2 protein-coding genes (both running past the window's edge) are annotated in these 12,279 nt (G+C 70.0%); both read left to right on the top strand.

Annotated elements, in window-relative coordinates; all coding sequences use genetic code 11:
* Positions 1 to 1,589, top strand: partial view of an SDR family NAD(P)-dependent oxidoreductase gene (locus tag ACJX2R_RS11445; protein WP_413099999.1) — the final stretch only. Its footprint begins 20,317 nt before the window's first position; 1,589 of the gene's 21,906 nt are visible here — the last part of the coding sequence; the start codon falls outside the window, past its left edge; the stop codon is at positions 1,587 to 1,589.
* On the top strand, positions 1,589 to 12,279 hold the 5' end (the start) of the coding sequence (locus ACJX2R_RS11440) for an SDR family NAD(P)-dependent oxidoreductase (RefSeq protein ID WP_413099998.1). The gene runs 14,236 nt beyond the window's last position; the window shows 10,691 of its 24,927 coding nt (coding positions 1-10,691); it begins with the start codon at positions 1,589 to 1,591; its stop codon lies beyond the right edge, outside the window. The genes ACJX2R_RS11445 and ACJX2R_RS11440 overlap by 1 nt, the downstream gene beginning before the upstream one ends.

Below are 12,279 nucleotides of genomic sequence, written 5' to 3'. Positions count from 1 at the left end.
TCGACGTCGACCCGTCAGCCGGCCTGGACCCGGACCGTGACGCCGACGTGGACACCGTCCTGGCTATGGCACTGGAAGCCGGCGAGCCTGAGGTCTGCGTCCGTCCCGCTGCTGACGGCGGGGGAGTCGCGGCGTTCGGGCGGCGGCTGGTCCGGGCCGAGACGGAGGAGCCCGGGACCGCGCCCGCCGAGTGGGATGCGCAGGGCACGGTGCTCGTCACGGGTGGAACGGGCACGCTGGGTGGGGAGTTGGCCCGGCACTTGGTGGATGCCCGTGGCATGCGGCACCTGGTGCTGATGTCGCGGCGCGGCCCGGCCGCGCCGGGGGCGGCCCGCCTGGCCGCGGAGTTGGCACGGTCGGGCGCGGAGGTTCGGGTGCAGGCCGGCGATGCCGCCGACCGTGACGTCCTCGCCTCGGTGTTGGCCAGGATCGCGACGGATCGGTCGTTGACCGCCGTGGTGCATGCCGCCGGTGTGATCGACGACGTGACGGTGGAGTCGCTGACGCCCGAGCGGATGGCGACGGTGCTGGCCGCCAAGGCCGACGCGGCCTGGAACCTGCACGAGCTGACCGAGGGCGCGGGCCTGGCGGGCTTCGTGCTGTACTCCTCGGCAGCTTCCATCCTGGGGAGCCCCGGCCAAGGAAGTTACTCCGCCGCCAACGCGTTCCTGGACGCGCTGGCCACCCAGCGCCGCGACCGGCAGTTGGCCGGCCAGTCGCTTGCCTGGGGGCTGTGGGCTCAGGCGTCGGAGATGACCGGGCACCTCGACGGAACCGGTCTGTCCCGCCTGCGTCGTGGCGGCATCCAGCCGATGACGACCGGTCAGGGCCTGGCACTGTTCGAGGCCGCCGCCGCGCTGGGCGCCCCCTTGGCGGTCCCGGCCCGACTGGACCTGGCCGCGCTGTCGCGTGCCGGGGGGCCGTTGCCTCCGCTGCTGCGCGGCCTGGTCGCCGGTGTCTCCGCACGTCCGACCGCGGCTGTGGCCGCGGCTGCGGCCGGCTTGGCGGCCAGGTGGGCGGCCCGGTTGGCGGCGCTCAGTCCCGCAGAGCGTGAGCAGGAGGTCCTGCGGATCGTCCGGGCCGCTGTCGCTGTCGTCATGGGCCATGCCGACCCCGGGGACGTCGATCCGCAGCGTGCCTTCCGTGAGATGGGCATCGACTCCCTGACCGCGCTGGAGCTCCGCAACCGGCTGTCGGCCGAGACGGGCCTGAGCCTGCCCGCCACCCTGGTCTTCGACTACCCGACACCGGCCGCGGTCGCCGAGTACCTGCGGCCGGGAATGGTCGCCGACGGCGAGGCGGGGACGGCCCCGGTGATCGCCGAGCTCAGCCAGCTCGAATCCCGTCTCCTGAACCTGGCGGCAACATGCGAGGCGCCCGACGGAATCACGAGGATCCTGCGCGGAATGCTGTCCAAATGGATGGATGCGCAGGGCGAGGTCCAATCGGCGGCCGAGTCCGATGACGCTTCCATAGAGTTTGATTCAGCTACTCCTGATGAAGTATTTGATTTCCTTGACAAAGAATTCCGATTGCATGAGTCGGAACCGGATGACTTTGATCGACGAGTCGATGAGGAAGCCCTTTAATGGAGAATCAGGAAAAGCTCTTCGACTACCTGAAGAAGACGTCGGCTGAACTCGTCCAGATGCGCAAGCGCCTCAGGCACATGGAAGCACGCGAGCATGAGCCGGTGGCGATCGTGGGTATGGGTTGCCGGTTCCCGGGTGGGGTCGAGGGCCCGGAGGGCTTCTGGCAGCTGATCGCCGGAGGCACCGACGCGATGTCGGGATTCCCGGTTGATCGCGACTGGAACCTGGAACGCCTGGACGGCTCCGACCCCGGTGACGAGAGCACCTCCTTCGCCCGGGTGGGTGGGTTCCTTGACGGCGCTGGTGGGTTCGATGCGGAGTTCTTCGGGATCAGTCCGCGTGAGGCGTTGGGGATGGATCCGCAGCAGCGGTTGCTGTTGGAGACGTGTTGGGAGGCGCTGGAAGACGCGGGGATCGAGCCGGGTTCGCTGCGTGGCTCCGACACGGGTGTCTACGCCGGCATCATCGCCTCGGACTACCAGGCCGGGGAACAAACTGGCGCCGACGGTTATGTGATGACCGGGACTGCCGCGAGTGTGGCGTCGGGCCGGGTGGCGTACTCGCTGGGGTTGCAGGGGCCCGCGGTGTCGGTGGACACCGCGTGCTCGTCGTCGCTGATGGCGATTCACCTTGCGGCGCAGGCGTTGCGGTCCGGGGAATGCGGGATCGCGCTCGCGGGTGGCGTCACGGTGATGGCCACCCCGGAGACTTTCGTGGAGTTCGCGCGGCAGCGGGGGTTGGCTGCCGATGGGCGGTGTAAGCCGTTCGCGGAGGCTGCTGATGGCACCGGGTGGGGCGAAGGCGTCGGTGTCCTGGTGCTGGAGCGGTGGTCCGTTGCCCGTGAGCGTGGGCACCGGGTGCTCGCGGTGATCTCCGGTAGTGCGGTGAACCAGGATGGTGCGAGTAATGGTTTGTCGGCGCCGAATGGTCCGTCGCAGCAGCGTGTGATTCGGGCGGCGTTGGCGAGTGCGGGGTTGCAGCCGGGCGATGTCGATGTGGTGGAGGCGCACGGTACGGGTACGGCGTTGGGTGATCCGATTGAGGCGCAGGCGCTGTTGGCGACTTATGGTCAGGGTCGGTCGGAGGGTCGGCCGTTGCTGTTGGGTTCGGTGAAGTCGAATATCGGTCACACGCAGGCGGCTGCTGGTGTGGCGGGTGTGATCAAGATGGTGCAGGCGATGCGGCACGGGATGCTGCCGCAGACCCTGCACGTGGATGCTCCGTCGTCGCATGTGGACTGGTCGGCCGGGGCGGTGGAACTGCTCAACACGGCGCGGGAGTGGCCAGCGGGTTCCGGTCCGCGGCGGGCTGGTGTGTCGGCGTTCGGGATCAGCGGCACCAATGTGCACCTGATCCTTGAAGAGCCCAACCTGAACGTCTCTGCGCTGGACGGGTCTGACGACGGCGGAGAGGCCCTGGAGGCCACTGCCCAGGATGTGTCTGCGGTGGACGCCTCAATTCCGGATGCCGTTGTCGCGGATGGGTTGGTGTCTGCGGGTTCGGTGGCGTGGGTGTTGTCGGCGCGGTCGGCTGTGGCGTTGGCTGGGCAGGCGGGTCGGTTGGCGGAGTTCGTTGGGGCTCGTCCGGAGGTTTCGGTTCGGGATGTGGCGTTCTCGTTGGCCGCGACGCGGACGACGGGGTTTGCGCATCGCCTGGTGGTGGTGGGTGAGGGTCGTGATCGGCTTTTGGAGGGTTTGGGTGCGGTTGCTGCTGGTGTGGGTGGGGTGGTGCCGGGTGTGGTGTCCGGTGTTGCTGGTGGTGGTGGTGGGGTTGCGGTGGTGTTTTCGGGTCAGGGTTCGCAGCGTGTGGGGATGGGTCTTGGGTTGTGTGAGGCGTTTCCGGTGTTTGCTGAGGCGTTTGATGAGGTGTGTGGGCGGTTTGAGGGGTTGTTGCCGGGGTCTTTGCGTGAGGTGATCGCGGCGGGTGGTGCGGGGTTGGATCGGACGGTGTTTGCGCAGGCGGGGTTGTTTGCGGTGCAGGTGGGGTTGTTCCGGTTGTGGTCGTCGTGGGGTGTGGTGCCGCAGTGTGTGGCGGGTCATTCGATCGGTGAGGTGACGGCTGCGTATGTGGCGGGGGTGTGGGATCTGGCGGATGCGTGTGCGGTGGTGGCGGCGCGGGGTCGTCTGATGCAGGCGTTGCCGGCGGGTGGGGCGATGGTGGTGTTGGATGCGTCGTCGGCGCAGGCGGATGGGTTGGTTGCCGGGCGGTCGGGTGTGGTGGTTGCGGCGGTCAACGGTGCGCGTCAGACGGTGATTTCGGGTGTTGAGTCTGTGGTGGACGAGCTGGCTGGAGTATGGCGTGAGGGTGGTGGGAGGGCGCGTCGGCTGCGGGTGAGTCATGCGTTTCATTCGCCGTTGATGGATCCGATGTTGGAGGAGTTCGGGGCGGTTTTGGACGGGGTGGTCTGTCGTGAGCCGCGGATCGCGATGGTGTTGGGGACGCCGGGTGCGGATGTGAGGGATCGGGCGTATTGGGTGTCGCAGGTGCGGGAGACGGTCCGTCACTACGATGTGGTGCAGGCGATACGGGCTCAGGGTGTTGAGGTCTTCGCCGAACTGGGCCCGGACGGCTCATTGTCGGCGATGGACGACGAAGGCACCGCGATATGGGTCCCGGCGCTGCGCGAGGGCCAGGACGAACCCGAGACCGCACTACGCGCGCTCGCCGGTCTGTATGCGGCTGGTGTCGAGGTCGACTGGGCCGCGGTCACCGCCGACGAGGGCCGGGCGGTGAAGGTGGCTCTGCCGACGTATCCGTTCCAGCACCGGCACTACTGGCCCAAGACCTTTACCACTCGTGGGGATGTTTCGTCGGCTGGGCAGCAGCAGAGCGGGCATCCGTTGTTGGCGGCTGCGGTGTGGCTGGCCGAAGGTGACGGGCTGGTGCTGACAGGTCGCCTGTCGCTCGCGGCGATGCCGTGGCTCGGCGACCACACCGTCCACGGCACCGTTTTGCTGCCCGGCACGGCGTTCGTGGACCTGGCGATCCACGCCGGAGATCTGGCCGGTTGCGGGACGCTGGAGGAGTTGACGCTCCAGGAACCGCTGATCCTGCCGGGCCAGGGCGGCGTGCAGCTCCAGGTCCACGTCGGCGACAGTGACAGTGGCCGGCGAACGGTCACCGTCTCCTCCCGTGAGGGCGAGGGCGAGTGGGTTCGGAACGCGGTCGGCGTGCTGGCCGCAGCCGATGGGGAGCCTGCCCCGGCGCTGCTGGATGTTTGGCCGCCGACGGGTGCGGAGCCTGTTCAGACGGACGGCGCCTATGAGAGGTTCGCCCAGCGGGGCTATGGGTATGGTCCGGCGTTCCAGGGTCTGCGTCAGGTCTGGCAGGTCGGGGACACCGTCTACGCCGAGGTCGAGCTGCCCGAGGTCATCGACTCCGATGTGGCCGGGTTCGGTCTGCATCCGGCTCTGCTCGACGCTGCTCTGCACGGTCTGCTGGCCGTGAGTGATGGCAGCGGTGGGACGGGGTTGCCGTTCGCCTGGTCGGGAGTGCGGCTGCTGGCCGGCGGTGCCCGACACCTGCGGGTCGTCCTGGCGCGCGGCGCGGGCGGCGTCTCGGTGACGGCGTTCGACGGTGCTGGTCAGCTCGTCTTGCAGGCACAATCGCTGGCGATGCGTGAGGCCTTGGCCGGTCAGCTCAGCGGCTCGGACCGGCAAGTTCGGCAGTCGCTGTTTACCGTCGACTGGGTTCCGCTGCCGGCGCCTCAGGTCGCTGACGCCGAAGTGCGGTGGGTGCGGCACGGCGGGGCCGAGGTGGCGCCGGTGGTGGTGGCGGTGGTTCCGGCTGCCGAGCCCGGGGTGTCGGCGCCGCGGGCGGCTCAGCTGGCTGCCGCGAGGGTGTTGGGTTGGGTGCAGCAGTGGCTGGCCGATCCCGAGACGGACGACGCGCGGTTGGTGGTTTGGACCCAGGGCGCGGCCGCCGGACAGGATCTGGCCGGCGCGGCGGTGGTGGGCCTGGTCCGCTCGGCGCAGTCCGAGCACCCGGGCCGGCTGCTGCTGGTTGACGTCGACCCGTCAGCCGACTTGGACCCCGGTCGCGACGCCGATGTGGACACCGTCCTGGCCGTGGCACTGGAGGTCGGCGAGCCTGAGGTCTGCATCCGTCCCGCTGTTGACGACGGGAATGTGGTGGCGTTCGGTCGGCGGTTGGTGAGGGCCGGTACGTCTGGGGAGTTGATGCTTCCCAGCGGTTCGGGTTGGCGGGTCGAGGTCGCCCAGCCTGGTGACCTGGGCAGCGCCGCTGTCGTCGACGCCCCCGACGCGGGCGTGGCGTTGTCGGCGGGTCAGGTGCGGGTGGGTCTGCGTGCGGCGGGTGTGAACTTCCGCGACGTGGTGGCCGGTCTGGGGATGGTCGCGGACAACCGAGGCCTCGGCGGGGAAGGGGCCGGGGTTGTCCTGGAGATCGGTCCCGGGGTGGACGGTCTGACCGTCGGTCAGTCGGTGATGGGTCTGCTGCCGGGCTGGGGCCCGGTCGGGATCGTGGACAGCCGGCTGCTTGCCCCGATTCCCGGGGGTTGGTCGTTCCAGCAGGCTGCGGCGGTGCCGGTCGGGTTCCTCACCGCGTTCTACGGGTTGCGGGATCTGGCCCGGGTCCGCACGGGTCAGCGGGTTCTCATCCATGCCGGGACCGGTGGTGTGGGTACGGCGGCTGTGCAGTTGGCCAAGGCGTGGGGTTTGGAGGTTTTCGCGACCGCGAGCCCGGCCAAGCAGCCCGCGTTGCGGGCGATGGGTGTGGAGGAGAGCCACATCGCCTCCACCCGTGACCTGGCCTTCTGCGACCAGTTCCTGGCCGTGACCGGTGGCGAGGGCATGGACGTGGTCCTCAACGCCCTGGCCGGGGAGTTCACGGACGCCTCCCTGCGGCTGCTGCCGCGCGGTGGCCGGTTCGTGGAGATGGGCAAGACTGACATCCGCAACCCCGAGCAGGTGGCCCAGACCTGCCCCGGTGTGGTGTATCAGGCGTTCGACCTGATGGATGCGGGCGAGCCGCGGGTGGCGGAGATGCTGTCCGAGCTGGGGGCGATGTTCGAGGCTGGGACGTTGGTTCCGCCGCCGGTGACGTGTTTCGAGCTGTCGCAGGCGGTGGCGGCGCTGCGCCATCTCCAGGCCGCCCGCCACATTGGCAAGGTCGTGCTGAACGTCCCCGCTGAGTGGGACCCGCAGGGCACGGTGCTGGTCACGGGTGGTACCGGGACGCTGGGCGGGGAACTGGCCCGGCACCTGGTGGACGTACGCGGGATGCGGCACCTGGTGCTGTTGTCGCGGCGAGGTCCGGCGGCGCCGGGAGTCGCGCACCTAGTCGCCGAGTTGGCGGCCTCGGGAGCGCGGGTGAGCGTCCTGGCTGGTGACGCTGCCGACCGTGACGCCCTGATGTCGGTGTTGGCGCGGACTCAGGTTGAGCGTCCGCTGACGGCGGTGGTGCATGCCGCCGGTGTGATCGACGACGCGACCGTGGAGTCGCTGACGCCCGAGCGCATGGCGCCGGTGCTGGCCGCCAAGGCGGATGCGGCGTGGAACCTGCACGAGCTGACCGAAGACGCGGGCCTGGCGGGCTTCGTGCTGTACTCCTCGGCCGCGGCTGTCATGGGCAGCCCAGGGCAGGGGAGTTACGCCGCCGCCAACGCGTTCCTGGATGCGCTGGCCGCCTACCGTCGGGATCGGCAGCTGGCTGGCCAGTCGCTGGCGTGGGGCCTGTGGGCCCAGACCTCGGAGATGACCGGCCACCTGGAGGGCGCCGGTCTGTCGCGCCTGCGCCGTGGCGGCGTCCAGCCGATGTCGACGGAGGAGGGTCTGGCGCTGTTCGAGGCCGCTACCGCGTTGGGTGCGCCTCTGGCGGTCCCGGCCCGACTCGACTTGGCCGCGCTGCCGCGTGCTGGCGGGCCGGTGCCCACGCTGCTGCGGGGGCTGGCTGCCGGCGGTGTCCCCGTGCGCCCGACCGCGGCTGTGGCTGCGGGCGCGGTTGGCTTGGCGGCGCGGTTGGCAGCGCTTTCGCCCGCCGATCGTGAGCAGGAGGTCCTGCGGATCGTCCGGGCCGCTGCCGCCGTTGTCCTGGGGCACAGTCGCCCTGGGGACATCGATCCTCAGCGGGCGTTCCGTGAGATGGGTATCGACTCGCTGACCGGGTTGGAGCTGCGCAACCGGCTGGCGGCCGAGACGGGCCTGAGCCTGCCCGCCACCTTGGTCTTCGACTACCCCGTCCCGCTGGAACTCGCCCGGCACCTGGTGGCAGAGGTGTGCGGGACCGACGGCGTGGCTGCCGCCCCTGTGGTCTGCGTCAGCATGGACGAGCCGGTGGCGATCGTGGGCATGGGGTGCCGGTTCCCGGGCGGGGCGGAGGATCCGGAGGGCTTCTGGCAGATGGTCGTCGGAGGCTCCGACGCGATGTCGGGCTTCCCGACGGACCGCGGCTGGGACATGGTGGCCCTGCCTGACCCGGACTCCGATGACGGGGGCGCGGCCTTCGCCCGGGTGGGTGGGTTCCTGGACGGCGCTGGTGAGTTCGATGCGGAGTTCTTCGGGATCAGTCCGCGTGAGGCGTTGGGGATGGACCCGCAGCAGCGACTGCTGTTGGAGACGTGCTGGGAGGCGCTGGAGGACGCGGGCATCACTCCAGCTTCGCTGTGGGACTCCGATACCGGGGTTTACGCCGGCATCATCGCGTCGGGTTACCAGCTCGGTGAGCAGGACGGCGACGGCGGCTTCGGGATAACCGGGACGACGGCGAGTGTGGCGTCAGGACGCGTGGCGTACTCGCTGGGGTTGCAGGGTCCGGCCGTCTCGATCGACACAGCTTGCTCGTCGTCGCTGACGGCGATTCACCTTGCGGCGCAGGTGTTGCGGTCCGGTGAGTGCGGGATCGCGCTGGCGGGCGGCGTCACGGTCATGGCCACCCCGGGTGCGTTCACGGAGTTCGCGCGGCAGCGAGGACTGGCCGGCGACGGCCGGTGCAAGCCGTTCTCGGACGCCGCTGATGGCACCGGTTGGGGTGAAGGCGTCGGGATGGTCGTCCTGGAGCGGCTGTCGGACGCGCGTGAGCGTGGGCACCGGGTGTTGGCGGTGGTTGCGGGTAGTGCGATCAACCAGGACGGGGCCAGTAATGGTTTGTCGGCGCCGAATGGCCCGTCGCAGCAGCGTGTGATTCGGGCGGCGTTGGCGAGTGCGGGGTTGCAGCCGGGCGATGTCGATGTGGTGGAGGCGCACGGTACCGGTACCGCACTGGGTGACCCGATCGAGGCGCAGGCGCTGCTGGCCACCTACGGTCAGGGCCGGCCGGAGGATCGGCCGCTGCTGCTGGGGTCGGTGAAGTCGAACATCGGCCACACGCAGGCGGCTGCGGGTGTGGCGGGTGTGATCAAGATGGTGCAGGCGATGCGGCACGGGGTGCTGCCGCAGACGTTGCATGTGGATGCTCCGTCGTCGCATGTGGACTGGTCGGCTGGAGCGGTGGAGCTGCTGACCGAGTCGCGGGAGTGGCCAGCGGGCACTGGTCCGCGACGTGCGGGTGTGTCGGCGTTCGGAATCAGCGGCACCAACGTCCACCTCATCCTCGAACAGCCCGCGCAGGACGCGGCTGCTGTGGAGGTTCCTGTCCTGGATGGGCCGGAGTCTGCGGGTTCGGTGGCGTGGGTGGTGTCGGCGCGGTCGGGTGCGGCATTGGCAGGGCAGGCGGGTCGGTTGGCGGAGTTCGTGGCTGATCGGCCGGAGGTTTCGGCCAAGGACGTGGCGTTTTCTCTGGCGGTGACGAGGACCACGGGGTTTGCGCACCGCCTAGCGGTGATCGGTCAGGACCGTGAGCAGCTGCTGGAGAGCCTGGGCGCGGTCGCGGCGGGCCAGGAGGCGTCCGGTGTTGTGACCGGGGTGGTGACCGGTGTTGCTGGTTCGGCGTCGGTGTCGCGGCCGGTGTTTGTGTTTGCGGGTCAGGGTGCGCAGTGGGCCGGGATGGGTCTGCGACTGTGGGATGAGGAGTCGGTGTTCGCGGCGGTGATGGAGCGCTGCGCGGCGGCCTTGGAGCCGTTTGTGGACTGGCAGTTGCGTGATGTGTTGGGCGATGCGGGATTGTTGCCGCGGGTGGATGTGGTTCAGCCGGCGTCGTGGGCGGTAGCGGTCAGCCTGGCTGAGCTCTGGCGGGCGTATGGCGTGGAGCCTGCGGCGGTGGCGGGTCACAGTCAGGGGGAGATCGCGGCGGCGTGCGTCGCCGGCGGCCTGTCTCTGGAGGACGGTGCGCGGGTCGTCGCTTTGCGCAGCCGGGCGTTGGCGGGTCTAGCGGGTACGGGCGGGATGGTGTCGGTCCCGGCCGGGTTGGACGAGGTGGGGGAGTGGATCTCCCGCTGGGGTGAGGACCTGTCGGTGGCGGCCGTCAACGGTCCCCGGCAGGTCGTGGTGGCCGGTGACGCGAACGCGTGTTCGGAGTTCGTGGACGCGTACACGGATCGCGGTGCGCGCCGCATCGCGGTGGATTACGCCTCGCACACCGCGCATGTCGAGGCCGTCCAGGAGCGTCTTGCCGAGGACCTGGCCGCAGTGGTTGCCGACAGCAGTGCGGTGCCGTTCTACTCCACGCTTGAGGCCGCGGTGGTGGACACCGCCGCGCTGGATGGCGGGTACTGGTTCCGGAACCTGCGTGAGCCGGTGCGGTTCGGCGAGGTCATCGCCGCGCTGGCGGCGGAAGGCCACCGGGTGTTTGTGGAGGTCAGCCCACATCCAGTGCTGGGCTTGGCGATCGCGCAGGCCGGTGAGGACCTGGTCGCGACCGGCACGTTGCAGCGCGGCGATGGCGGCCGGAGCCGCTGGTTGGCCGCGCTGGCCGGTGCCTACGCCGCCGGTGTCGAGGTGGACTGGGCCGCGGTGGCCGGCGAGGGCGCGCAGACGGTTGCTCTGCCGACGTATCCGTTCCAGCGGGAGCGTTACTGGCCCAAGGCGATGGCCGGTCGTGGGGATGTTTCGTCGGCTGGGCAGCAGCAGAGCGGGCATCCGTTGTTGGCAGCTGCGGTGTGGCTGGCCGAGGGCGACGGGCTGGTGCTGACGGGTCGCCTGTCGCTGGCCGCGATGCCGTGGCTCGGCGACCACACCGTCCACGGCACGGTGCTGCTGCCCGGCACGGCGTTCGTGGACCTGGCGATCCACGCCGGAGATCTGGCCGGTTGCGGGACGCTGGAGGAACTGACGCTCCAGGAACCGCTGATCCTTCCCGGCTCCGGTGGCGTGCAGCTCCAGGTCCACGTCGGCGACAGCGACAGTGGTCGCCGAACGGTCACCGTCTCCTCCCGTGAGGGGGAGGGCGAGTGGGTTCGGCATGCCGTGGGCGTACTCGCCCCGGCTGGTAGTGAGCCCGTCCCGGCCCCGCTGGGTGCGTGGCCTCCGGCGGGTGCGGAGCCCGTTCAGACGGACGGCACCTATGAGAAGTTCGCTCAGCGAGGCTATGGGTATGGTCCGGCGTTCCAGGGTCTGCGTCAGGTCTGGCGCGCCGGGGACACCGTCTACGCCGAGGTGGAGCTGCCTGAGGTCATCGAGTCCGATGCTCCCGGGTTCGGTCTGCATCCCGCTCTCCTTGATGCTGGTCTGCACGGTCTGCTGGCCGTGAGTGACGGCAGCGGTGGGACGGGGTTGCCGTTCGCGTGGTCGGGGGTGCGGCTGCTGGCGGGCGGTGCCCGCCACCTGCGCGTGGTTCTGGCCCCCGTACAGGGTGGTGTCTCGGTCACCGCGTTCGACGGTGCTGGTGAACCGGTTTTGCAGGTGCGGTCGTTGGCGCTGAGGGAGGCCTCGGCCGGTCAGCTCAGCGGCTCGGACCGGCAAGTTCGGCAGTCGCTGTTCACCGTCGACTGGGTCCCACTGACGCCGCCTCAGGCCGTTGATGCCGAAGTGCGGTGGGTGCGGCACGGCGGGTCCGAGGTGGCGCCGGTTGTTGTTGCTGCGGTTCCGGTCTCACCGTCCGGGGCGTCGGCGCCGCAGGCGGCTCGGGCGGCTGCCGCGACGGTGTTGGGTTGGGTGCAGGAGTGGCTGGCCGATCCTGAGACGGACGGTTCGCGGTTGGTGGTCTGGACCCAGGGTGCGGCCGCCGGCCAGGACTTGGCCGGCGCGGCGGTTACGGGTCTGGTTCGTTCTGCGCAGTCAGAGCACCCGGGTCGGCTGCTGCTGGTCGACGTCGACCCGTCGACCGGCCTGGACCCGGACAGTGACGCTGATGTGGACACCGTCCTGGCCGTGGCACTGGAGGCTGGCGAGCCTGAGGTCCGCATCTCTCCGGCTACTGGCGGCGGGACTGTGGTGGCCAATGGTCGGCGGTTGGTCCGGGCGGGCGCGTCCGGTGAGTTGGCCTTGCCGGGTGGTTCGGGTTGGCGGGTGGAGGTGATCCAGCCTGGTGACCTGGGCAGTGTCGCTGTGATCGATGCTCCCGAGGCGGGTGTGGCGTTGTCGGCGGGTCAGGTGCGGGTGGGTCTGCGTGCGGTGGGCGTGAATTTCCATGACGTTGTCGGCGGGCTGGGGATGGTCGTGGATGGCCGGGTCCTGGGCATGGAGGGTGCCGGGGTTGTCCTGGAGATCGGTCCGGGGGTGGACGGTCTGACCGTCGGCCAGTCGGTGATGGGTCTGGTGTCGGGTTGGGGTCCGGTCGGGGTTGTCGACAGTCGGCTGCTTGCCCCGATCCCGCAGAGTTGGTCGTTCCAGCAGGCCGCGGCGGTGTCGGCAGG

It is taken from the genome of Streptomyces sp. Inha503 (assembly GCF_047215865.1).
GTDB lineage: Bacteria > Actinomycetota > Actinomycetes > Streptomycetales > Streptomycetaceae > Streptomyces > Streptomyces lycopersici.
Note: the sequence above shows the minus strand (reverse complement) of the source record. Positions and strands in the feature narration are given on the sequence as shown.